Here is a 24674-nt window from a genome sequence, read left to right on the forward strand (position 1 = left end):
CCGTCCACAATTCTACTTCCGTACAACAGACGTAACAGGTGTTGTAAACCTTCCTGAAGGTGTAGAAATGTGTATGCCTGGCGATAACGTAACAATGGAAATCGAATTGATTACTCCAATCGCTATCGAAGAAGGTCTTCGTTTCGCGATCCGCGAAGGTGGCCATACAGTAGGCGCTGGCGTAGTAACAGAAATCGAAGGTTAATACAAGTTTATAGCTCAATGTATCGATACATTAGCTATATAATTGAATTTTAGATTCAATAAAAGGGACCCGTTGGGTCCCTTTTATTTTGTATGTTTTGATGATTAAGAGTATAGGATTGAATCGCTAATATATTGAAACAATGATGATTTTGTAATGTGACATATACGTTGTATTCAGGCTTCAAAAAATAATCATACTATTGATACAAATTGAGAAGAAATTTTAATATATTGTAACCTTAGATACAACTTTATTTATAAAATTAGTGTATATTATATATGAGGAGAGCATAGGCTCTCTTTTTGTGCTTTTATAGAAAAGGAGGTAATGTGATGGGCGAATACAAAAAGTATTGGATAGCCGTAGTAGCAGTTCTTATTATTGGATTCTCTATTCTTGGCTATTTGGGTACTGATGTATATCATCAAGCGCCACCGGTACCAACCGCGTATGTATCTCAAGATGGACAGGTTTTGTTCACTAAGGATGATATCTTACATGGTCAATCGGCTTGGCAATCTACAGGTGGTCAATCTGTAGGGACCGTACTAGGTCATGGCGCATATCAAGCCCCGGACTGGACAGCTGATTGGTTGCACAAAGAAGTGTCCGTAATGCTTGATATCAAGTCTCAGGAAGCTTTTGGTGTTCTTTATGAACAGTTAGGTGATGTGCAGAAAGCGGCTGTTAAAGAAGCAGTTAAAGCGGAGTACTTTAACAGTGCTGTTCGTGAAGATGGGACGGTTGTGCTTTCACCGGAACGTATTACAGCGATGAATTTAACCGGACAATATTTTATTGAACTTTATGGTGATAACCCTAAATTGTCCGAAACACGCGATCATTTTGCGATGAAAGACAATACGTTGCCAGAATTAAAAGATCGTATTGATATGGCACGATTCTTCTTCTGGACTACGTGGATGGCATCGACTCAACGTCCTGGTACAGAGGCAACATACACCAACAATTGGCCTCACGAGCCATTGTTAGATCATAATCCAACACCGGAAAGCGTAGCTTGGTCTGTTGTGAGTGTTATTATTTTACTTTGTGGTATTGGTATTGTCGTATGGATGTGGGCATTCGGTCGCAAACAAGATGAACATGAATTAACACCGCCTGCGGAAGATCCAATTTCCAAATTGCATCTCACACCGTCTCAACGGTCTTTAGGAAAATATTTATTTACGATTTTGGCATTATTTTTACTCCAACTTGGTATGGGTGGTATCATTGCGCACTACACCGTAGAAGGACAGGCTTTCTATGGCATTCCATTGGCGCAGTATTTCCCATATTCTATTGCTCGTACTTGGCATATTCAAGCATCCTTGTTCTGGATTGCGATGGCATTCTTGAGTGCCGGTTTATTCTTGGCGCCGATTATTAATGGCGGTAAAGATCCTAAGTTCCAAAAATTGGGCGTGGATATTTTGTTCTGGGCACTCGTTGTGTTGGTAGTGGGTTCCTTTACAGGTACATATTTAGGTGTTGCTCATGAGATTCCGGCGTCTTTAAACTTCTACTTGGGTCACCAAGGCTACGAGTTTATTGAGTTAGGCCGCGTATGGCAATGGATTGAATATATTGGCATTCTATTTTGGCTTGTACTCATGGTGCGCAGCATCATTGGTGCTTTCAAAAATAAAGGGGATAAAAACCTTATTGCCGCCTTTATTTTCTCTGTTGTGATGGTCGGTATTTTCTATGGCCCAGGTCTTTTCTACGGGGAACACAGCCATTTGGCAATCATGGAGTACTGGCGTTGGTGGGTTATTCACCTTTGGGTAGAAGGCTTCTTTGAAGTATTCTCTACTACGTTGATGGCCTTTATTTTCGTAACTCTTGGTCTTGTATCCTATCGTGCAGGTACCATAGCAGCGATTTCGTCCGGTGCTATTTACCTTATCGGCGGTATCCCTGGTACATTCCATCATCTTTATTTCACCGGTGTTACATCGACTATCGTGGCCACAGGGGCATCGTTCTCCGCGTTGGAAGTAGTGCCTCTTGTACTCTTAGGTTATGAAGCGTTTGAAAATTATACACGTCTTCATAGTGCACCGTGGATGCATCGATTAAAATGGCCTGTATATTGCTTTATTGCCGTATCCTTCTGGAACTTGGTAGGGGCCGGTATCTTCGGCTTCCTAATCAATATGCCGGTTTCCTTATTCTACATTCAAGGTCTAAATACGACAGCTGTTCATGCTCATACGGCGTTGTTTGGCGTATATGGATTCTTAAGCTTAGGCTTTGTATTCCTCATTGCTCGTTATATTCGACCTGAAGTGGAATTTAATGACAAGTTGATGAAATTTGGCTTCTGGGCATTGAACTGGGGCCTTGCGTTAATGGTTCTTATCAGCCTATTGCCAATTGGCTTGATTCAAAGTTGGGCAAGTGTAACACAAGGCTTATGGCTCGCTCGCAGCGAAGACTTTATGCAACAACCATTGTTACAAAATTTGCGTTGGCTTCGCATGGTTGGCGATACCATCATGATATTGGGGGCATTGGCCTTCTTCTGGCAAATCGTGAAAGTAACTTTCGCAAAGAAACAGTAATAAACAAAGCAATAATAGTAAATATGTAAATATAATATAAAGACATATAAGCTAACTATAAGTTAATATGACATGGCGTTCTTTGGGTAGACAAAGGGCGCCATTGTCTGTTATACTATCCATGTCAGGCATACGTGCCTGGCTTTTTTGAGTTGCTTAATTTCTTGACATCGCTTGCTACGTATGATATAGTTTTTTAGTATGTAGTCGAGCGTTTTCGAGTACAAGAGACAGATTTAGTAAATATAAAGCGAGGTGTATCCGGATGCGTAATGCCATTACTTTAGCTTGCACAGATTGCAAACAACGCAACTATCAAACGAACAAGAATAAAAAGAACAATCCTGATCGTATTGAAATGATGAAATATTGCAAATTCTGCGGTAAACATACATTACACCGTGAAACAAAATAATTCTTATCATTCATTACCTGTTGATTTGAGGATGTGAAAACAATGGCAAAGTCTAACTCAGCAGTGCAGCAGCGTGGTGGATTTGGAAAATTCTTCCGCGGTGTGAAAGCTGAACTAAAAAAAGTAGTCTGGCCAACAAAAAAAGAGCTTATCAATTACACAATTGTAGTATTCTTAGTGACCATATTCATCGCTTTGATTATTTCTGTGCTTGATGGACTCTTTGCCCAACTTTTTAATACGTTGTTGCACTTTGTTGGATAAGGGGGCCATTACATGGAAGCAGATAAGAAGTGGTATGTAATTCATACCTATTCAGGCTACGAAAATAAAGTAAAAACCACTCTTGAACTTAAAGTTCAATCTATGGGGCTACAAGATGTGATCAGCCGAATTTTGGTGCCTCTTGAAGACGAAATAGATGAAAAAGATGGGGTTAAAAAAGTAGTAAAACGCAAGATATTTCCTGGGTATGTATTGGTGGAAATGGAAGTTAATGACCGTTCTTGGTATGTTGTACGCAACACGCCAGGTGTAACAGGTTTCGTTGGCTCTGCTACAAAACCAGTTCCACTTTCTGATTCCGAAGTAGAACATATACTTAAGTCTCAGGGCTTGGATAAGAAACCAACCATTAACGTTGATGTAGAAGTTGGTGAAACGGTTCGCATTACGTCCGGTGCCTTTGAAGATAAACTAGGTGTTATTACCGAACTTAACCCTGAAAAAGGAACATTGAAACTTAGTGTGGAAATGTTCAATCGAGATACCGAGGTAGAGGTAGAGTTCTCTCAAGTTGAGAAAGCTCTTTAATATATAAATATAACTCTAAAAAGAGCAATCGATTTTGGTTGCCAGTGGGAGGATGTATATCCGTTACCACCACAGTATAAGCATAGGAGGTTTAATTACCCATGGCTAAGAAATTAGTTAAACAAGTAAAACTACAAATTGAAGCCGCTAAAGCTACTCCAGCACCACCAGTTGGTCCTGCACTAGGTCAAGCAGGTGTTAACATCGTTGCTTTCACAAAAGAATTCAACGAACGTACTGCTAAACAAGCTGGCTTAATTATTCCAGTAGTTATTAACGTATATGAAGATCGTAGCTTCGACTTCATCACTAAGACTCCACCAGCTGCAGTATTGTTGAAAAAAGCTGCAGGTATTCCAAAAGGTTCTGGTGTACCTAACCGTGATAAAGTAGCAAAAGTAGGTCGCGATAAAGTTCGTGAAATTGCTGAATTGAAAATGCCTGACTTGAATGCTAATACCGTAGAACAAGGTATGCGCATGGTGGAAGGTACTGCTCGCAGCATGGGCATTGAAATCGTTGACTAATAAGCGTACGACTTGCGCATAAGGCGCAAATCGGTGGGAGGGAATTCCCGTTTGACCACATAAGGAGGATATTATAATGGCAAAAGTAGGTAAGAAATACGCTGAAGCAGTAAAACTTATTGAAGCTGGTAAATTCTACGAACCAGTAGAAGCAATTGAGTTGGTTAAGAAAACTGCAACTGCAAATTTCGATGAAACAGTTGAAATTGCTTTCAACTTGAATGTCGACCCTAAATACGCTGATCAACAAGTTCGTGGTGCAGTAGTATTGCCTCATGGTACTGGCAAAACTAAACGCGTTCTTGTATTCGCAAAAGGCGACAATATTAAGGCAGCTGAAGAAGCTGGCGCAGATTTCGTAGGTTCTGAAGAGTTAGTAGCTAAAATCCAAGGTGGTTGGAGCGACTTCGACGTAGTAGTTGCTACACCAGACATGATGGGTCAAGTTGGCCGTCTTGGTAAAATCTTGGGTCCTAAAGGCTTGATGCCAAACCCTAAAGTTGGTACAGTAACTCCAGACGTTGCTCGTGCAGTAAACGAAATCAAAGCTGGTAAAATCGAATACCGTACTGATAAAGCAGGTATTATCTCTTGTTCTATCGGTAAAGCATCTTTCGATGAAGAAAAATTACTTGACAACTACCGTACAATCGTTGATACTATTATCAAGGCTAAACCTGTAGCAGCTAAAGGTCAATACATTAAATCTGTAACCTTGTCCGCTACAATGGGCCCTGGTGTACCTTTGAACGTGTTCAAATTGAGCACTGTTTCTAAAGAGCAATAATTAAATATGTCTCTTAGCTGTAGACGGCTGGTATGTATAATGGATGAAAATCCGCCCGCTGAGGCTGACACTAGAACAACCTAGGACTAGTTACGACCTCATCGCGTGCGATGGGGTCGTTTTTACGCTAAGATAGTACATAGAGCACCAAAAAAATCTACAAGGAGGTAATCTAATGGCTGTCACTGAATCAAAAAAAGCAATCGTTGCTCAAATGAAAGAAACTCTTTCTGAAGCAAAAGGTGCTGTATTGATTGGTTACTCTGGTTTAACTGTTGCGCAAGCAACTGATCTTCGTCGCAAAATGTTGGCTGAAGGTGTTGAATACAAAGTAATCAAAAATACTTTGACTCGTATCGCTGCAAACGAATTGAATCTTGAAGGTTTCGCTGAGCATTTAGAAGGCCCAACTGCGTTGGCTACTTCTAAAGACGATGCTGTTGCACCTGCTCGTGTAATCGAACAATTCATCAAAGCAACTGAAAAAGAAGTTGTAACAGTTAAAGCTGGTATCGTTGAAGGCGAAGTTATGGACGCTGCAGGCATTAAAGCAATTGCATCTCTTCCAAATCGCGAAGGTATGCTTTCCATGTTGCTTTCCGTATTGCAAGCTCCTGTTCGCAATGTTGCATACGCTGTCAAAGCTGTTGCAGAAGCAAAACCTGCAGAATAATATTTTTTGCAAAGTATTCGTTGGCCGCTTGAGGCTGGCACTATAAACTAATTTATGGAGGAAATCTAAAATGGCATTGAACATTGAAAACATCGTTGCTGAATTGAAAGAAGCAACAATCCTTGAACTTAATGATCTTGTAAAAGCAATCGAAGAAGAATTTGGCGTAACTGCAGCAGCTCCTGTAGCTGTAGCAGCTGCTGGTGGTGCTGAAGGCGGCGCTGCTAAAGATTCCTTCGACGTAATCTTGAAAGATGCTGGCGCATCTAAAATCAACGTAATCAAAGTTGTTCGTGAAGCAACTGGTCTTGGCTTGAAAGAAGCTAAAGCTATCGTTGACGGCGCTCCTGCACCTGTAAAAGAAGGCGTAGCTGCTGAAGCTGCTGAAGCTTTGAAAGCTCAATTAGAAGAAGCTGGCGCATCCGTAGAATTGAAATAATTCTGGACATATTAAAGGCGTACCTTATGGGTACGCCTTTTTTTATTGAAGCTTATAAATTGATGCGAGTTTTGTTTTGTTGACTAATTTTGCCTCTCGATACGATAATGCATTAGAAAAGTCTTTGTCATATTTTTTCGGAACGATGACATAGGCACCAAGATTATTTGATACATCTTTTAGAAATGTTTCTTTAGTTATTGTAGGCATTAATGTTTTGCCTTCGGTCCATATAGAATCATCAGTTGTATCTACGAAAACTTGGGTGGGTATAGTATCCATGTAATATACAATAGAAGTATAGTAACTGCCATATATATATATTGGTTTTGATGTATCTTCGATGAACGTTCTAAACTGTAAACCAGACTGATTAAATAATATTGGTGGTACTGTAATTGTAATAGCCGAGTATAAAGTAATTAGTGGAACTAAAGCATATATTGCTAGTTTAAAAAATGATGTTATGTAGTATCGACCGATTAAAATCATACATACTATAATAAAGGAACCTACGATTAATGGTTTACTATCAAGACTTTGATCAAAAGCTGTAGCAAATGTAAAAATCATGTAGTAAATACCTAGTGGTAGGGTAATTAAATAATTAAACTTTTTGAATGATTGAGTAAATTCACCGGTTTCTTTGTCAGTAACTAATTCACAAATTTTTACGGCCGCCCATATTATACAAGGGATAATGGCAGGTAATGTGTAGGTTAGATACTTGGTAGCTACTAGAGAGTAGAAGAGTACTATAACTATAAACCATATAATACCTAATAGATCAAAATCATCTTTCCAGTTAATATCTTTTAAATGATAGACTATTACAGGTGTCCATGGTAATAGTGAAAGGGGCACAATTAATAGATAGTAATACCATACATTAAATTTAGGATGTTCAGATATAAGGGCTCGATCAACATTGTGTAGCCCTAAGAAGCCAGAAATAAACTGCTCACCGTGTATGGAATACATAGCAATATACCAAGGGCTAGCTATCGCTATAAAGACTAATAGTCCGAAGGGATTGAATAGTAATTTTATATCCTTTGAAAGTCGATAGATTTCATCCTTTCTATGGATTGCGTAGCGTGCACATACATAAATAAGTAATATTAGACCAGGTAAGATGATGCCTATAGGTCCTTTGGTAATTACAGCTAAGGCCGCAGCAATGTAAGCTTTCACCATAGCTGACTTGTCATTGTTGGTAAATGCTAAATAACTATATCCAAATATAGCTAAGGTGAAGAAAAATAAAAATCCATCGGTTATAACTGCATGAGATATGTACCAAAACTGTAGTGTACTCATTAATAAAATCGCACAAAGTACACCGGCAAAGGTGTTTTTAGACATGCGGTAAGTTATATGATACATTAGGGCCACACTAGCTCCCGCAACAAGTGTATTCGGTATACGAGATGTAAAGTCTGATATGCCAAATAGTTTGTACGTAATTATAAGTGCCCAATAGGTGAGCGGTGGTTTATCATACCATACGTGATCGTATATCATGGGGGATATCCATGAGTTATGTTTTAGCATGGTGATGGAGGAGAGAACATAGTTGGACTCCACCGGATCAGTGATTGGCAAATAGGCATTATAAAAGCCGTAGCTCAAAACGGTTAATAAAAAGAGCGCACCTATGCGCAGCATGTGATTGTTAATCATAGTTACTCCTTACTTACATAGTTTATATTATTGTACTATAGGGCGTGTAATATTTAAACCAATCAAAGATAAAAACAGAGCCTTTATAAATATGGAGATAATATGGAGATAATTACAAAAAATAATTATTTATGAAATAATATATTGTATAGAATATTGTTTATTCGGAATACATGAAATAACTTTTATGTATACAAAATACATGCTATAATGAGCGCATAAGATAAAACCGTTTCATTAAACTATCATCTAATATATGAAATAGTGGAAAGAGGATCTATTATGAGAAAAGAACATGATTTCCTAGGTGAATTAGAAGTAGCGGATGAGTTATATTATGGTGTGCAAACGATTCGTGCCTTAGAAAACTTCCATATTACAGGGAAACATTTAGACCAAGATTTTATTAAAGCTCTAGCGATGGTAAAAAAAGCATCTGCTTTAGCTAATATGAAAACAGGTCGTCTCAATGTATCTATCGGTAAAGCGATTGTTCAAGCCGCTGATGAAGTTATTGCAGGTGAATTTGCTGACCAATTTCCAGTTGATCCAATTCAAGGCGGTGCTGGCACTTCTGTGAATATGAATATGAATGAAGTGTTGGCAAATCGTGCTTGTGAGATTTTAGGTCATCCAAAAGGTAGCTATGATATTGTAAGCCCTAACAATCACTGTAACATGGCACAATCTACAAATGACGCTTTCCCAACAGCGATTAAAGTTTGTGCAATTTTGAAATCTAAACCGTTACTTGAAGCTTTGCAACGTCTTGTTGATGAGCTTGAGAAAAAAGCTGAAGAATATAGTGAAATTTTAAAAATGGGGCGTACTCATTTACAAGATGCGGTGCCTATTACATTGGGCCAAGAGATGGGCGCTTATGCATCTGGTATTCGTCGTGGTATTAAACGCATTAAATCTGCCGTTGAAGGTGCACATGTAATCAACATGGGTGCTACTGCAGTTGGTACAGGTCTTAATGCTGAACCTAATTATATTCATGATGTAGCGTACGAATTAAGCGAAGTAGTAGGCGAACCGTTCTATACTGCGGAGAACTTAATCGATGCCACAAACAATACAGATGTATTTGCTGATATCTCTAGCGGTTTGAAGGTAACTGCACTTGTGTTGATTAAGATGGCAAATGATTTCCGCTTAATGGCATCTGGACCTCGCTGTGGCATTGGTGAATTAAAATTGCCTGCCCGTCAACCAGGCTCCTCTATCATGCCAGGAAAAGTAAATCCTGTTATCGCTGAAGTATTGAATCAAGTGTGTTACCAAGTTATCGGTAATGACCTTACTATTACATTAGCTGTAGAAAATGGTCAATTCGAGTTAAATGTTATGGAACCTGTATTGGCATACAACTTGTTCAATAACCTTTGCTACCTCAAAAACGGTGTAAATACATTCGTTGATAAATTGCTTATTGATCTTGAAGTAGACCGTGAACAATGCGAGTACTGGTTGAATCGTTCCGTTGGTATCGTAACAGCATTGTTGCCACATCTTGGCTATGAAACAGCTTCTGCATTGGCGAAAGAAGCGTATGAAACAGGTCGAGCTATTCGCGATATCATCTTGGATCAAGGTTTATTGACTGAGGATGAAATTAATCATATTCTTTCTCCTAAAGAAATGACTCGCCCTGGTATCGCTGGTGCGAATCTTTTAAAACAAAAAGGCAACTAATTTATGGTTCTCTTTTGATACATGAATAAAGCATGAAAATAAAAGACTGTCAACCCTTTTGGTTGACAGTCTTTTTTAATACTGATAAAATTATATATTGCAAAAGTAGCGTTTTCTGCTTTTGGATGTAAAAACTATAACACAAATAGTGATGAGGTTTTCTTCCAAGGTTGTGCTTGGTTAATGGGAAGCAAGGTTATTTTAAAAATGAAATGGACCTTGCTTTATTTGACGTTGCCCGAGCAGGAAAACTGAGACCTGTAAGATGTCTTTTTCATGCCGTTATAGAAAATGGTAGACCAGTGTGTTTTGATAGGGGTGAAAGCAAATATGTTCAAACCTGAACAGGTAGGCAAACGAACTCGTTATACGTACGCTAAAATTAACGAAGTTATCAAGATGCCGCATTTATTGGACATTCAACGTAAATCGTATGAGTGGTTCTTGGAGAGTGGTTTACAAAATATTTTCAACGATATTTCTCCGATTAAAGACAATTCAGGTAATCTAGTACTTTCTTTTGAAGGTTTCAGCTTAGGTGAACCTAAGTATGATATTAATGAATGTAAAAACCGTGATGCTACTTACGCAGCACCACTTCGTGTAAATATTCGCTTGGTAAATAATGATCCAGAAAATATGGACATTAAAGAACAAGAAGTATTCATGGGTGATTTCCCATTGATGACGGATACAGGTACTTTCATCATCAATGGTGCAGAACGTGTTATCGTATCCCAATTGGTACGTTCTCCAGGCGTTTACTACAATAAAGAAATCGATACAATGGGTAACCGTTTGTATGATTCCACAGTTATTCCTAACCGTGGTGCATGGATTGAACTTGAAACAGATGCTAGTGAAGTGGTAGCTGTCCGTATTGACCGTAACCGTAAATTACCAGCTACTGTATTGGTACGTGCATTAGGTTGGGATACTAATGAAAGCATTCTAGACCTCTTCTGGAATGGTAAAACTGATGAAGATGGTTTACCAGTATATGATGAACGCATCGTTCGTACATTAGAAAAAGATACAACTCAATCTGCTGATGAAGCATTGGTTGAAATCTATAAAAAATTACGTCCAGGTGAGCCTCCTACTGTAGAGTCTGCTCGCAACTTGTTCGATAACTTGTTCTTCGATGCACGCCGTTATGACTTAGCGCGCGTTGGTCGTTATAAATTGAACAAAAAACTTGGCTGGCGCCAACGTATGTTGGGTCAAACATTGGCTCAACCAATTGTAGATCCAGAAACTGGCGAAATTATCCTTGATGCAGGCGTACAAGCTGGGGAAGAACAACTTGATATCGTTGCTAATAGCCATGTTTTCGATGGTGAAGGTTTTGCTGAATTCTACATCGTAAATAATGATGGTGTAGAGTCTAAAGTTATCTGTAATAACTGCAATTTACCATATGATCACCGTACAGTAACACGTGAAGACATGATCGCTAACATTTCTTACTTGCTCAACCTTATGGATGGTGCAGGTCATACAGATGATATCGACCACTTGGGTAACCGTCGCCTTCGTTGCGTAGGCGAATTGTTGCAAAACCAATTCCGTATCGGTTTAACTCGTATGGAACGTGTTGTTCGTGAGCGCATGACCATTCAAGAAACTGAATCCATTACACCTCAAGCGTTGATCAATATTCGCCCTGTAGTGGCAGCTATCAAAGAATTCTTTGGTTCTTCTCAATTGTCTCAGTTCATGGACCAAACAAACCCATTGGCGGAATTGACTCACAAACGTCGTCTTTCTGCCCTTGGCCCTGGCGGTTTGTCTCGTGAGCGTGCAGGTTTCGAAGTTCGTGACGTGCATCATTCTCACTATGGTCGTATGTGTCCTATTGAAACTCCAGAAGGTCCAAACATTGGCTTGATTAACTCCTTGTCCAACTATGCAAAGGTAAACGAATTTGGCTTCATCGAAGCACCATACCGTAAAGTAGAAAAAGTGTATGGTAAAGGCAAGGATGCTGACAAGGTTGTTAAAGTGCGCGTATCTGACAGCGTAGTATACATGACAGCTGATGAAGAAGAAGGCATGACAATTGCCCAAGCGAACTCTCCACTTGATGCAGAGGGGTACTTCACAACTGAACACGTAGCTTGTCGTCGTGGTCATGATGTATTGGAAGTTACACCAGATAAGGTTGACTATATGGACGTTAGTCCAAAAGAAGTTGTATCTATTGGTACAGCTATGATTCCATTCCTTGAAAATGACGATGCTAACCGTGCCTTGATGGGTGCGAACATGCAACGTCAAGCGGTACCACTTTTGCGCGCTCAAGCACCACTTGTTGGTACAGGTATGGAATATACAGCAGCTACTGACTCTGGTGTTTGCGTATTGGCGCGTGAAGCAGGTAAAGTTGTACGTTGTTGGGGTAATGAAATCCACGTTCTTCGCGATAGCGATGGTCGTGTTGATACATACCATTTGAATAAATTCCTTCGTTCTAACCAATCCACGTGCTTTAACCAAAAACCAATCGTCAATCGTGGGGACCATGTTGTAAAAGGCCAAGTATTGGCTGATGGTCCTGCTACAGATGGCGGCGAATTGGCATTAGGTTATAACGTTCTTGTAGCGTTCATGCCTTGGGAAGGTTATAACTACGAAGATGCTATCTTGCTTAGTGAAGAACTCTGCAAAGAAGATATCTATACATCCATTCATATTGAAGAATACGAATGTGATGCTCGTGATACCAAATTAGGTGCTGAAGAAATTACTCGTGAGTTGCCTAATACAGGTGACGACACACTTAAAAACTTAGACGAAGATGGTATTATCTGCATTGGTGCAGAAGTACATCCTGGCGATATCCTTGTAGGTAAAGCTACTCCAAAAGGTGAAACTGAGCTTACTCCAGAAGAACGTTTGTTGCGTGCTATTTTTGGTGACAAAGAACGTGAAGTTCGTGATACTTCCTTGCGCGTGCCTCATGGCGAATCTGGTAAAGTCGTAGATGTAAAAGTCTTCACCCGTGAAAATGGCGACGAATTACAACCAGGCGTAAATAAACTTGTTCGCGTATATATCGCTCAAAAACGTAAGATTCATGAAGGCGATAAAATGGCGGGCCGTCATGGTAACAAAGGTGTCGTTTCTCGCGTTATGAGAAAAGAAGATATGCCATTCCTTCCAGATGGTACTCCAGTACAAATCGTATTGAACCCATTGGGCGTACCTTCTCGTATGAACATCGGTCAGGTTCTTGAAACTCACTTGGGGTGGGCTGTTCAAGGCTTAGGTATGAAAATCAAAGCTACAGACCTTCACATTCAAAACGTGTTGAAAGAAGCCCGTACTGATGCATCTTACTGGGAACAAATCGATGCAATCCGCGACCTTTATGCTCAAATTGAGGTATTGGAAGCGAAAGTTGCGGAAGATGTTACGGTAAATCATTTCGAAGAAAATGAGCAAATCATTGCTTTGAAAACTAAAATTTTAAAACATGTAGAAGCAGCAGCGCAAAAGAAATTGGATGCTATGGGTGGCGAAGCTCGTTACCAAGAGCTTAAAGCTATTGAAGCTAAATACAATGCACTTCATGTAGAATTCTTTGATTCTGAAGAAGAGGCTCCTGAAATGGATCCTGCGCTTGTAGAAGAATTAGAGGCAATTAGCAAAGTCAAGAATACTCTTAACAACATTCACTCTGCTGAAGAAAAACGCGTTGAAATTCGCAAAGAGTTGGAAAGCCTTGGCTATGATTTTGACAAATATGGCATGCCAAAACCAGATGTAGCAGGTATTCACATTGCTACACCTGTATTTGATGGTGCTCACGAAAAGGACGTATTCGAAACATTGGCGATTGCAGGTCGTCCTGATGATGGTAAAACTGTTCTATATGATGGTCGTACTGGTGAACCGATGGATAACCGCGTTACTGTTGGTTACGTTTACATGCTTAAACTCCATCATTTGGTTGATGACAAAATCCATGCTCGTTCTACAGGTCCGTACTCCCTTGTTACACAACAACCTTTGGGCGGTAAAGCTCAGTTCGGTGGCCAACGTTTCGGGGAAATGGAAGTTTGGGCTCTAGAAGCATATGGCGCAGCCTATACCCTTCAAGAGCTATTAACTGTTAAGTCTGACGACGTTGTTGGTCGTGTGAAAGCATACGAAAAAATCGTTAAAGGCGAAAACATCCCTGAACCAGGTGTACCTGAGTCCTTCAAGGTATTGCTTAAAGAACTTCAAAGTATCGGTCTCGATGTAAAAATCTTGAACGAAGATCAAGAAGAAGTTGTTATGAAAGAACTTGAGGACGAAGATGAGGTGGTAGAAACTGGTATTGAAGAAGTTATGGAAGGCAGTGCTGTAGAAACTGATGAAGTAACTGTAGTAGAACCAGAAGTAGAGGAAGAGGAAGAATTACCAGCTGATAATGGCGGTGAAGATGATATCCTTAGCCAATTGGCGTACCCAATGGGCGACTCCTCTAACGATGAAGACTAAAACTATCTATAAGGAAGGGAGCGATAGTAGTGCTAGACGTAAATGAATTCGATTCCATGCGAATCGGTTTAGCCTCTCCAGAGCAGATTTTATCCTGGTCTCATGGGGAAGTTAAGAAACCTGAAACAATTAACTACCGTACGTTGAAGCCAGAACGTGATGGTCTATTCTGTGAACGCATTTTTGGACCAACAAAGGACTGGGAATGTCACTGCGGCAAATATAAACGCATCCGCCATAAGGGCGTAGTCTGCGACAAATGTGGTGTAGAGGTTACCCGTGCGAAAGTACGTCGTGAACGTATGGGCCATATTCAATTGGCTACTCCTGTATCTCACATTTGGTACTTCAAAGGAATCCCATCCCGTATGGGTCTTATCCTTGACATATCACCACGTTCTTTGGAACGCGTATTATACTTTGCTTCTTACATCGTAGTAGATCCAGCTGGTACACCATTGACAAAACGTCAATTGTTGTCCGAGCAAGAATACCGCGAATACGAAGCTCAATTTAATGAAGACGGTTATACTATCGGTGGTAAATCCGTCGTAATCGAAACAGTGGCTCAACGTAATGAACGTTTAGCTATTGTTCGTGAAGCACAACGCAAAGAGCGCTATAATGCGGCTCTTCGTGATGATGCAACAATACCAGAAGCTGATAAGGAATACGAAGAATTAACTCGCGAAGAACGCTATGAGTTAGGCGCTGCTGAAGAGGTTCTCTTCGCATGTATCGACATGGGTGCTGAAGCGGTAAAAGCTCTCTTATCAGAACTTGATCTTGAAGCATTGAATGCCGAATTGCGCGAAGAGTTGAACACTGCTAGTGGTCAACGTAAAATCCGTGCAGTTCGTCGTTTGGAAGTAGTAGAAGCATTCCGTCAATCTGGGAACCGTCCAGAATGGATGATTATGGACATCGTTCCTGTAATCCCACCTGAATTGCGTCCTATGGTCCAATTAGATGGTGGCCGCTTTGCTACATCTGACCTCAACGATTTATACCGTCGTGTTATCAACCGTAACAACCGTTTGAAACGTTTACTCGACTTGGGTGCTCCTGATATCATCGTGCGCAACGAAAAACGCATGCTTCAAGAAGCGGTTGATGCATTGATTGATAATGGCCGTCGCGGTCGTCCTGTTACAGGTCCTGGTAACCGCCCATTGAAATCCTTGTCCGACATGCTTAAAGGTAAACAAGGTCGTTTCCGTCAAAACTTGCTCGGTAAACGTGTTGACTATTCCGGTCGTTCCGTAATCGTAGTAGGTCCTGAACTTAAAATGCACCAATGTGGTTTGCCAAAAGAAATGGCATTAGAATTGTTCAAACCATTCGTTATGAAACGTTTGGTAGAACGCGGTCAAGCATCCAACATCAAGGCTGCTAAACGCCAAGTTGAAAGAATTGGCCCTGGCGTGTGGGAATCCTTGGAAGAGGTAATTAAAGAACATCCAGTTCTCTTGAACCGTGCCCCTACATTGCATAGACTTGGTATCCAAGCCTTCGAACCAATCCTTTGGGAAGGTCGTGCTATCAAATTGCATCCATTAGTATGTACAGCCTTCAATGCCGACTTTGACGGTGACCAAATGGCGTGTCACTTACCATTGTCCGTAGAAGCACAAGCGGAAGCTCGTACATTGATGCTTTCTAGCCATAATATTTTGTCTACTAAGGACGGCAAGCCAGTAGCAGTACCTTCTCAAGATATGATCTTAGGTACATACTACCTAACAGTTGTACGCGAAGATACTCGTGATAAAGCAAAAACATTTGCTACCTATGATGAAGTTATGCTTGCCTATGAGTCTCATATCATTGGTTTGCAAGATATTCTTTATATCCGTTTACCTGATCATGGCCGTGTAGAAACAACAGCAGGTCGCTTGATCTTCAACAATGCTTTATTCCCAGAATTGTGGCAATACGAGAAACGTGAAGATGGCACTTACTCTTTAGGTAAGGTTATGGATAAGAAAACAGTTGGTAAATTGGTTGATCAATGTTTCCAATTGTTTGGTAATGAAAAAACAGCAGAACTATTGGACCGCATCAAGTCCTTGGGTTACTCCTTCGCTCGTCGCGCAGGTATGACGGTAGCTATTGCTGATATTAAAGTACCAGAAGTTAAAACTAGTTTGTTAGATACAGCGGAACAAGAGGTAGAAAAAGTATCTCGTATGTACCGTCGTGGTCTTATTACAGAAGAAGAACGTTATCGTAAAACTATCCAATTATGGACAAAGGCAACAGAAGATGTTACCGATGCGATGATGGATAATATGGCGTGCGATAAAGACGGCTTTAACCCTGTTTACATGATGGCTATCTCTGGTGCCCGTGGTAATAAACAACAGATTCGTCAGCTTGCTGGTATGCGTGGTTTGATGGCCGATCCATCTGGTCGAATCATTGACTTGCCAATTAAAGCAAACTTTAAAGAAGGCTTGACTGTATTGGATTACTTTACATCCTCTCATGGTGCTCGTAAAGGTTTGGCCGATACAGCGCTTCGTACAGCTGACTCTGGTTACTTGACACGTCGTCTCGTTGACGTATCTCAAGACGTAATCGTTCGTGAGGACGATTGTGACGTTGTAGGTATCGATCTCGTTCGAGAACGTGCTCGCTTGGCTACATCCCCACGTCAAGCATTAGAATTGCTTAAAGATAAACTTATTGGTCGCGTTTTAGATAAAGATGTTGTGAATGCTGAAACAGGGGAACTTGTTGTACCAGCTGAAACTATCTTGGATGAACAATGCTTGGCAGATATTGCTGAAGCTGGTGTTACATCTATCGCATTGCGCGGTGCACACTTGGGCTCTGATAGCGATATTAATCATACTAACTTGGTTCAAAAAATTATTCTTGGTGAAAGCGACGATAGTATCCGTGCAACATTGAAAGAAACTATGGTTCAAAATATGTTGAACAAGGATACTGTACAAGCAATCGTTGACAGCGAAGGTGTAGAAATCTTCCCAGCTGATACACGTCTTACAGAAGAAGGCATCGAAGCTATCCTTAACTCCGATGTAAAAGAAGTACAAGTACGGAACAATGAAATCCACGGTATTGAAGTGGAAGCTATCGTTGAAGGTACTGGTGTTATCGAGCCATTAAAAGACCGTATTGTAGGTCGTATTGCAGCTGAAGAATTAGTTAACAAGGAAACTGGCGAAGTTATCGTTCCTCTTAATGGTGAAATCACAGAGGCGTTAGCTGATGAAGTTGTAAAACACTATGAAACAGTAAAAATCCGTTCCGTATTGACTTGTCGTAGCCCATATGGCGTATGTCGTAAGTGCTATGGTCGTGATCTAGGAACTGGCAACCAAGTTCAAGTTGGTGAAGCTGTAGGTATCATTGCAGCACAATCCATCGGTGAACCTGGTACTCAGTTGACAATGCGTACGTTCCATACTGGTGGTGTCGCAGGTGACGATATTACACAAGGTTTGCCACGTGTCGAAGAATTGTTCGAAGCTCGTAAACCAAAACGTAATGCTATCATTGCCGAAAACGAAGGTACAGTTCGCGTTGTGCCTAATGAAGGTAAGAAAGGTACGAACACTATCTTTATTACTGGTGAAGATGGTATTGAACTTGATTACCTCATTCCTTACGGCTCCCGCATTATCGTTAAAGACGGTGACGTGGTATCCTTGGGCGCTCGTTTGACAGAAGGCTCCATCAATCCTCATGACATTATGCGTGTCATGGGTACTGAAGCAACTCAACGTTACCTCGTATACGAAGTACAAAAAGTATACAAATCCCAAGGTGTAGAAATTAACGATAAACATATCGAAGTTATCGTTCGTCAAATGCTTCATAAAGTTAAAATTGAAACAGCTGGCGATGCGGATATGCTTCCAGGGGATATGGTGGACGTTAATACCTTTGACGAAGAAAACCGTCGTCTTACCCTCAATGGTCGTGAAAATGCTACAGGCAAACGCACGCTATTGGGTATTACGAAAGCCGCTTTGGCAACGGACTCCTTCTTGTCCGCTGCGTCCTTCCAAGAAACAACACGTGTTCTTACCGACGCTGCTATCAAGGGTAAAATCGATCCATTATTGGGCTTGAAAGAAAACGTAATTATCGGTAAGTTGATTCCTGCTGGTACAGGCATGAGTCGTTACCGTAAGATTGAAGTTGTAAAAAATACACCTGAAATCATTGATATTACGGAAGAGGTTATGTCTGAAGATTAATTACTTTGGATTAGCCGTTAAGCTATATTAACTGTATAGACTTGTTGCATAGTTGATATTGTGCGACATAATAAAAAGGGTGCACCTGCGAGGTGCACCCTTTTGTTATAGGTATTATTGGTTTGAGAGATATATGTGTATGAGCTCTATGATTATATGTCTCTATAATTATAGGTTTATATAAATTGAGGATTTCATGATATGTGTTAGTATCAGTTTGTTAAATAAAATGATACTTTGTTAAGGTTGTGGTATGAAAACTATTCAGCTGCTTCTTCCGCGTCATGAGACATGATGTCATAACCGACGTCATCCGATAAAGTAAGATATCGTTCGTACTGACGAATGATATCGGTAATGATATCCTCCCGTGTCATATACTGCGCATCGTATCCGGCGCGCCCGTCACTGAAATATGTCATAGGGATTGCGTTGGTGCTTTCAGTAATGTGAGGAATGTTAGAATCTTCGATGAGATGATCCGATACCTCTTGCGTAACGAGTTTGATGCCGTAGGTAAAGTTGCGCATTGATTCTTTTTCGATGGTTAACTCTACGGAGGCGTCGTTACCGTTGAAATGTTTGTCAATTCTCGTAGTTAATCCGTACTCTTCGGTTAATTCTTTATTGAGCTGATACATAGCAGGCAGTGCTGTTGTTTTCATAAAGGAAATAACATCTTCCGACTGCGTTTGGTTGAGTATTTTGGCAAGACCTTGTTTCCAGTTTTTGCTGTCCCAGTAGATGGATGTGGTTGAAAGTTTTGTGTTAAAGTATTGCGTATCTGTCAATAATCCTTGCCATAGGCTGTAGCACATGATAACCATCAAGGCTGCAAATGGTAAGGCGAGAATGAGCGTTACCGATTGTAGTACATTAAGCCCACCAATACTGAGCAAACTGATGGCAAGAAAGGACATTACAGAGCCCCACATCAAGCATTGCCACTTTGGAGATGAAGTAGATTTATCATAGGCCGCAATATTATTTAACACATAAATGCCTGAATCGGCAGATGTGATAAAAAATAATGCTAATACGATAATTGATAGAAGACTAGTTAAACCGGATAAAGGTAAATATTCAAGGAATGCAAAGAGTAGTTGTTCTGGTTTATCGGTTAATGCACCGAGTGCACCGTTTGCTACTGTTTCATCGATATAAATTGAAGTATTACCAAAGATAGTAAACCAAACGATAGTAAATACAGTTGGAATAATGAGTACCCCAAAGATGAACTCTCGAATAGTCCTACCTTTTGAAATACGTGCAATGAACATGCCCACAAATGGTGCCCAAGATAACCACCAAGCCCAGAATAGTATGGTCCAGCTGAAGAACCATGGACGGGTTTCTGGTGTATAGATAGATGTATAGAAGCTTTGACCTAAAATATGTGATAGATAGTATCCAAAGTTTTCTACCATTGTATTTAATAGGAGTAATGTAGGACCTGCACAGAGTACAAAAAGCATTAAGATCAATGCAACAGATATATTGATTTCGCTGAGCAGCTTAACGCCTTTATCAATACCTGTAACAGCAGATAGAACGGCAATGGACATAATGACGATAATGATGACCGTTTGTGCGGAAAAGTCATTAGTGGAGATGATATCAATATATAGGAACCCTGCACCTAGTTGGGCGGCGCCAAATCCTAAGGTGGTTACGATACCTAATAAAGTTACACAAAGTGCGATGATATCGATAATGTGCCCTCGTGGGCCATTGATCTTATCCTTCCACAGCGGATAGAAACATGAACGTAGTGATAATGGCAATTTATAGCGAAAACCAAAATACGCTAATGCTAAAGCCATAATACCGTATACCGTCCATGCATTGATGCCCCAGTGGAAGATGGAGCGGAATAATGCTTCCTTGGCACTAGATGTGCCATCGACTAAGCTTACAGCAGAGTGATAATGTGAGAGCGGCTCAGCAGTTCCGAAGAACATGAGACCTACACCGGTACCTGCCGCAAATAACATGGCGAGCCAAGCTGTATAAGAGAATTCCGCTTCTTCATCATCGCTACCGAGTTTGATGTCACCTAGCGAACTAAGTGCAAGAAAGATATTGAAGATAAAGAAGAGACTTATGGATAAAACATAAAACCAGCTAAAATCTTCAAATATAATATCACGAACCCCTTGGAGGATCGTTTGAGAAATTTGCGGAATCAGAAGGGCACATAAGCTCAGCCCTAAGACGATAGACAAGCTACCTATAATTACAGGGGGATTAAAGTTTGAATAACGTTTAATGAGTTTAATCATATAATCTCCTTTCTTTAGTAACTTATAAATACAAATATTTGTTCTATATTAATTTATATCATAATAAAATGGTGTTTATATTAATTTTGCATAATTGGTAAAAGAAAAAATAATAGTGAATGTATAGAATGATTATTTATACATAAAAATAATGATATATGAATAAAAAATCACTCTTCATTTATAATTTAAGATTGAAAGAAACACACGGATGAGTGTACATATAAAATGCAGCTGTAGAGCGGTGTGTGACATTGGAAATTGTTTGACATGGACTGATGTAATTGATATACTTACATAGTGCTTTAGGCGAGGTATGCCTAATGGGCATAATTTCGTAAGGAGAATTAGTACAATGGACATTGCCCATCTGAAGTCGGTGAACAAAACAATCGGTGCCAAGCAAACGTTGAAACAAATTGCTAAAGGTGCTGTGAAGTACGTGTTCCTGGGTTGTGATAGTGATGAACGTGTGGTACAGCCTTTACGGATTGCTTGTGAAGAACAGGGAATACCTGTGAATGACAAACACACCATGGATGATCTCGGTCGTGCGTGTCGCATTAAGGTGCGGGCCACAGCTGTAGGCGTCCTACGTTAATCTTGGTAATATCCGATGTAACACTTTGTTATGACGGATCAATTATAAATCTCAAATTTGGAAAGGAGGTGCCCAAATGCCAACAATTAATCAGCTAGTACGCAAAGGCCGCATGAGCTTGACTAAAAAATCTACAGCTCCTGCCCTTCAAGAATCTCCACAAAAACGTGGTGTATGTACTCGTGTGTACACAGCTACTCCAAAGAAACCAAACTCCGCGCTTCGTAAAGTTGCCCGTGTACGTTTGACAAACGCTATTGAAGTAACTGCTTACATCCCAGGCATTGGTCACAATTTACAAGAACACAGTGTTGTACTTATCAGAGGCGGTCGTGTAAAAGACCTTCCAGGTGTGCGTTATCACATCGTTCGTGGTGCATTGGATACAGCTGGCGTACAAAATCGTATGCAAAGTCGTTCCAAATACGGCGCGAAAAAAGCTAAAAAATAATTTTAGCCATTAAACGAAATTAACACACATCATTATAAAGGAGGAATTGAACATGCCAAGAAAAGGCCCTGTTCCGAAACGTGATGTACTTCCAGATCCGGTGTACAACAGCAAATTAGTAACACGTTTCATTAACAAAGTTATGTACGATGGTAAAAAAGGCATTGCTGAAACTATCGTATATGATGCATTCGAAATTATTCGTTCCAAAATGGGTCAAGACCCAATGGAAGTTTTTGATCAAGCATTGAAAAATGTTATGCCTGTACTTGAAGTACGTGCTCGCCGTATCGGTGGTGCGAACTATCAAGTGCCAGTTGAAGTTCGTGCTGATCGCCGTCAAACCCTCGGTATTCGTTGGGTTGTAAATTATGCTCGTCTTCGTGGTGAACGCACTATGAAAGAACGTTTGGCAGGCGAATTGATGGACGCTTTCAACAATGCAGGCGCTGCAATCAAGAAAAAAGAAGATACTCATAAAATGGCAGAAGCTAATAAAGCATTTGCTCATTATCGTTGGTAATAAGAGGTGACAACTGTGGCAAGAGAGTTTTCCTTAGCAAAAACTCGTAATATCGGTATCATGGCTCACATCGATGCTGGTAAAACAACAACTACAGAACGTATCCTCTACTATACAGGTATCGTTCACAAGATCGGCGAAGTACATGAAGGCGCTGCTACGATGGACTGGATGGAGCAAGAGCAAGAACGTGGTATCACAATCACTTCTGCTGCAACAACTTGTCAATGGAAAGAACATCGTATCAATATCATCGATACTCCTGGTCACGTTGACTTTACTGTAGAAGTAGAACGTTCTCTACGTGTACTTGACGGTTCTGTTGCGGTGTTCAGTGCTAAAGGTGGCGTTGAACCTCAATCCGAAACAGTATGGCGTCAGGCTTCTAACTACGGCGTACCTCGTATCGCTTATGTAAATAAGATGGATACTGTAGGTGCTGACTTCTTCAACGTAGTTGACATGATGAAAGCTCGTTTGGGTGCAAATTCCGTAGCTATCCAAGTACCAATCGGTGCTGAAGATACTTTCGAAGGCATCATTGACTTGATGACTATGAAAGCGGAAATTTATAAATCCGATGACGGTAAAGAATATGAAATCACTGATATCCCTGCTGAATATCAAGAAGTAGCAGAAGCTCGTCGCGAAATGATGATCGATGCTATCGCTGAAACAGATGATGATATCATGATGAAATATTTGGAAGGCGAAGAAATTTCTGTGGAAGAATTGAAAGCGGCATTGCGTAAAGCTGTTATTGCTAATCAATTATTCCCAGTTCTTTGTGGTTCTTCCTATAAAAATAAAGGTGTTCAAATGTTATTGGATGCTGTTATCGATTACATGCCAGCTCCAATCGACATCCCACCTATTAAAGGTGTTGTTCCTGGTACTGAAGAAGAAACAACTCGTCCTTCTTCCGATGAAGAGCCATTCTCCGCATTGGCATTCAAAATCATGGCTGACCCTTATGTTGGCAAATTAGCGTTCTTCCGTGTGTACTCCGGTACATTGGAATCCGGCTCCTACGTTTTCAACTCCACTAAAGGTAAAAAAGAACGTATCGGTCGTATTCTTCAAATGCACGCTAACTCCCGTAAAGAAATCGAACGCGTATATTCTGGTGACATCGCTGCGGCGGTTGGCTTAAAGGATACTACTACAGGCGACACATTGTGTGATGAAAAATCTCCTGTAATTCTTGAGTCCATGGAATTCCCTGAACCAGTTATCTCCGTTGCTGTTGAACCTAAAACAAAAGCTGACCAAGAAAAAATGGGTACAGCTCTTGCTCGTTTGGCAGAAGAAGATCCTACTTTCAAAGTTCGTACTGATGAAGAAACAGGTCAAACTATTATCTCCGGTATGGGCGAACTTCACTTGGATATCATCGTTGACCGTATGAACCGTGAATTCAAAGTAGATTGTAACGTAGGTAAACCTCAAGTAGCATACCGCGAAACTATCCGTAAAGCTGTTAAGGCTGAAGGTAAATTCGTACGTCAATCTGGTGGTCGTGGTCAATATGGTCACTGCTGGTTGGAATTGATTCCTCAAGAACCAGGTGCTGGCTTCGAGTTTGAAAACAAGGTTGTAGGTGGTGCGATTCCTCGTGAATACATCGGACCTGTTGAAAGCGGTGTTAAAGAAGCTATGGAATCCGGTGTTATCGCTGGGTACCCTATGGTTGATGTTAAAGTTATCGTATTTGATGGTTCCTACCATGACGTTGACTCCAACGAAATGGCCTTCAAAATTGCTGGTTCTATGGGCTTCAAAGAAGGTGCTCGCAAAGCAGATCCTGCATTGCTTGAACCATACATGGCTGTAGAAGTAGACGTTCCTGAAGAATATATGGGCGACGTTATCGGTGACTTGAACTCTCGTCGTGGTCGCATGGACGGCATGGAAGCTCGTAATGGTTCCCAACATATCAAAGCATATGTTCCATTGAGCGAAATGTTCGGTTACGCAACTGACCTTCGTTCCAAAACGCAAGGCCGTGGTAACTACTCCATGACATTCGATCATTACGAAGAAGTTCCTAAGAAAATTGCTGAAGAAATTCAAGCAAAGAAAAACGGTTAATCTCATATTAGATTAATAGAATTACTATTTTCCTCGGAGGATAATTTAAAATGGCAAAAGAAAAATTTGAACGTACGAAACCGCATGTTAACATCGGTACAATCGGTCACGTTGACCATGGTAAAACTACTTTGACTGCTGCAATCACTAAAGTATTGGCTGAAAAAGGTCAAGCTGACTTCCAAGATTA

General features: G+C 40.5%; 19 protein-coding genes. 17 read left to right on the forward strand and 2 right to left on the reverse strand.

The window, feature by feature from the left end; genetic code table 11:
- The 9 genes from ACMKPP_RS09080 to rplL all read left to right on the forward strand — a co-directional run.
- The coding region (locus ACMKPP_RS09080) for an EF-Tu C-terminal domain-related protein (RefSeq protein WP_472725476.1) at positions 1-205 on the forward strand (205 nt) is incomplete at its 5' end.
- Positions 206-540: 335 nt separating this feature from the next.
- On the forward strand, positions 541-2778 hold the full coding sequence (locus ACMKPP_RS09085) for a nitric-oxide reductase large subunit (RefSeq protein WP_418369630.1): 2238 nt from the start codon (positions 541-543) through the stop codon (positions 2776-2778).
- Between the two features lie 265 nt (positions 2779-3043).
- Positions 3044-3193, forward strand: coding sequence for a 50S ribosomal protein L33 (rpmG, locus tag ACMKPP_RS09090; protein WP_004693530.1), 150 nt, complete (start codon positions 3044-3046; stop codon positions 3191-3193).
- Between the two features lie 42 nt (positions 3194-3235).
- Positions 3236-3457, forward strand: a complete 222-nt coding sequence (secE, locus tag ACMKPP_RS09095; RefSeq protein ID WP_004693531.1) for a preprotein translocase subunit SecE — start codon at positions 3236-3238, stop codon at positions 3455-3457.
- 12 nt (positions 3458-3469) lie between these two features.
- Entirely contained in the window at positions 3470-4006 is a 537-nt protein-coding gene (gene nusG / locus ACMKPP_RS09100) for a transcription termination/antitermination protein NusG (protein ID WP_004696753.1), read from the forward strand.
- Between the two features lie 101 nt (positions 4007-4107).
- Positions 4108-4533 carry a 50S ribosomal protein L11 gene (gene rplK / locus ACMKPP_RS09105; protein ID WP_004693535.1) on the forward strand — a complete coding sequence of 142 codons (426 nt, stop codon included), beginning with the start codon at positions 4108-4110 and terminating at the stop codon, positions 4531-4533.
- A 76-nt stretch (positions 4534-4609) separates the two neighbouring features.
- Positions 4610-5320, forward strand: coding sequence for a 50S ribosomal protein L1 (gene rplA / locus ACMKPP_RS09110; protein ID WP_004693536.1), 711 nt, complete (start codon positions 4610-4612; stop codon positions 5318-5320).
- A gap of 175 nt (positions 5321-5495) precedes the next feature.
- Entirely contained in the window at positions 5496-5993 is a 498-nt protein-coding gene (gene rplJ, locus ACMKPP_RS09115; RefSeq protein WP_004693539.1) for a 50S ribosomal protein L10, read from the forward strand.
- Between the two features lie 70 nt (positions 5994-6063).
- On the forward strand, positions 6064-6432 hold the full coding sequence (gene rplL / locus ACMKPP_RS09120) for a 50S ribosomal protein L7/L12 (protein WP_004693540.1): 369 nt from the start codon (positions 6064-6066) through the stop codon (positions 6430-6432).
- A 42-nt stretch (positions 6433-6474) separates the two neighbouring features.
- Here rplL and ACMKPP_RS09125 read toward each other — a convergent pair whose 3' ends face one another.
- Positions 6475-8115, reverse strand: coding sequence for an ArnT family glycosyltransferase (locus tag ACMKPP_RS09125; protein ID WP_418369631.1), 1641 nt, complete (start codon positions 8113-8115; stop codon positions 6475-6477).
- Between the two features lie 282 nt (positions 8116-8397).
- On the opposite strand from ACMKPP_RS09125, the gene ACMKPP_RS09130 reads away from it, so the two are divergent.
- The 3 genes from ACMKPP_RS09130 to rpoC all read left to right on the forward strand — a co-directional run bounded on the left by ACMKPP_RS09130 (position 8398) and on the right by rpoC (position 18536).
- Entirely contained in the window at positions 8398-9813 is a 1416-nt protein-coding gene (locus ACMKPP_RS09130) for an aspartate ammonia-lyase (RefSeq protein ID WP_205113018.1), read from the forward strand.
- A gap of 330 nt (positions 9814-10143) precedes the next feature.
- Positions 10144-14304, forward strand: a complete 4161-nt coding sequence (rpoB, locus tag ACMKPP_RS09135) for a DNA-directed RNA polymerase subunit beta (RefSeq protein WP_418369632.1) — start codon at positions 10144-10146, stop codon at positions 14302-14304.
- A 29-nt stretch (positions 14305-14333) separates the two neighbouring features.
- Positions 14334-18536 (forward strand): DNA-directed RNA polymerase subunit beta', encoded by a 4203-nt coding sequence (gene rpoC, locus ACMKPP_RS09140; protein ID WP_004693548.1) that lies wholly within the window; start codon positions 14334-14336, stop codon positions 18534-18536.
- Positions 18537-18796: 260 nt separating this feature from the next.
- Here the strand turns inward: rpoC and ACMKPP_RS09145 are convergent, their stop codons facing one another.
- Positions 18797-20818 (reverse strand): BCCT family transporter, encoded by a 2022-nt coding sequence (locus ACMKPP_RS09145; RefSeq protein WP_418369633.1) that lies wholly within the window; start codon positions 20816-20818, stop codon positions 18797-18799.
- Positions 20819-21173: 355 nt separating this feature from the next.
- Between ACMKPP_RS09145 and ACMKPP_RS09150 the strand changes: the two genes are divergently transcribed.
- The 5 genes from ACMKPP_RS09150 to ACMKPP_RS09170 all read left to right on the forward strand — a co-directional run.
- The gene (locus ACMKPP_RS09150) at positions 21174-21419 is read left to right on the forward strand and encodes a L7Ae/L30e/S12e/Gadd45 family ribosomal protein (protein WP_004693552.1); all 246 of its coding nucleotides are present in this window, start codon (positions 21174-21176) and stop codon (positions 21417-21419) included.
- Between the two features lie 76 nt (positions 21420-21495).
- Positions 21496-21870 carry a 30S ribosomal protein S12 gene (rpsL, locus tag ACMKPP_RS09155; protein ID WP_004693554.1) on the forward strand — a complete coding sequence of 125 codons (375 nt, stop codon included), beginning with the start codon at positions 21496-21498 and terminating at the stop codon, positions 21868-21870.
- 52 nt (positions 21871-21922) lie between these two features.
- The gene (gene rpsG, locus ACMKPP_RS09160; protein WP_004693556.1) at positions 21923-22393 is read left to right on the forward strand and encodes a 30S ribosomal protein S7; all 471 of its coding nucleotides are present in this window, start codon (positions 21923-21925) and stop codon (positions 22391-22393) included.
- Between the two features lie 15 nt (positions 22394-22408).
- Complete coding sequence (gene fusA / locus ACMKPP_RS09165) at positions 22409-24484, forward strand: elongation factor G (RefSeq protein ID WP_004693557.1); 2076 nt, start codon at positions 22409-22411, stop codon at positions 24482-24484.
- Between the two features lie 50 nt (positions 24485-24534).
- Positions 24535-24674 (forward strand): GTP-binding protein (locus ACMKPP_RS09170; protein WP_373822061.1); only part of this gene is annotated, 140 nt, incomplete at its 3' end.

Source organism: Veillonella parvula, assembly GCF_048309325.1.
GTDB classification, from domain to species: Bacteria; Bacillota; Negativicutes; order Veillonellales; family Veillonellaceae; genus Veillonella; species Veillonella parvula_T.

Coding starts and splice junctions, on each gene's coding strand:
- ACMKPP_RS09085 (WP_418369630.1), top strand. CDS start 541: ATGGGCGAATACAAAAAGTATTGGATAGCCGTAGTAGCAGTTCTTATT.
- rpmG (WP_004693530.1), top strand. CDS start 3,044: ATGCGTAATGCCATTACTTTAGCTTGCACAGATTGCAAACAACGCAAC.
- secE (WP_004693531.1), top strand. CDS start 3,236: ATGGCAAAGTCTAACTCAGCAGTGCAGCAGCGTGGTGGATTTGGAAAA.
- nusG (WP_004696753.1), top strand. CDS start 3,470: ATGGAAGCAGATAAGAAGTGGTATGTAATTCATACCTATTCAGGCTAC.
- rplK (WP_004693535.1), top strand. CDS start 4,108: ATGGCTAAGAAATTAGTTAAACAAGTAAAACTACAAATTGAAGCCGCT.
- rplA (WP_004693536.1), top strand. CDS start 4,610: ATGGCAAAAGTAGGTAAGAAATACGCTGAAGCAGTAAAACTTATTGAA.
- rplJ (WP_004693539.1), top strand. CDS start 5,496: ATGGCTGTCACTGAATCAAAAAAAGCAATCGTTGCTCAAATGAAAGAA.
- rplL (WP_004693540.1), top strand. CDS start 6,064: ATGGCATTGAACATTGAAAACATCGTTGCTGAATTGAAAGAAGCAACA.
- ACMKPP_RS09125 (WP_418369631.1), bottom strand. CDS start 8,115: ATGATTAACAATCACATGCTGCGCATAGGTGCGCTCTTTTTATTAACC.
- ACMKPP_RS09130 (WP_205113018.1), top strand. CDS start 8,398: ATGAGAAAAGAACATGATTTCCTAGGTGAATTAGAAGTAGCGGATGAG.
- rpoB (WP_418369632.1), top strand. CDS start 10,144: ATGTTCAAACCTGAACAGGTAGGCAAACGAACTCGTTATACGTACGCT.
- ACMKPP_RS09145 (WP_418369633.1), bottom strand. CDS start 20,818: ATGATTAAACTCATTAAACGTTATTCAAACTTTAATCCCCCTGTAATT.
- ACMKPP_RS09150 (WP_004693552.1), top strand. CDS start 21,174: ATGGACATTGCCCATCTGAAGTCGGTGAACAAAACAATCGGTGCCAAG.
- rpsL (WP_004693554.1), top strand. CDS start 21,496: ATGCCAACAATTAATCAGCTAGTACGCAAAGGCCGCATGAGCTTGACT.
- rpsG (WP_004693556.1), top strand. CDS start 21,923: ATGCCAAGAAAAGGCCCTGTTCCGAAACGTGATGTACTTCCAGATCCG.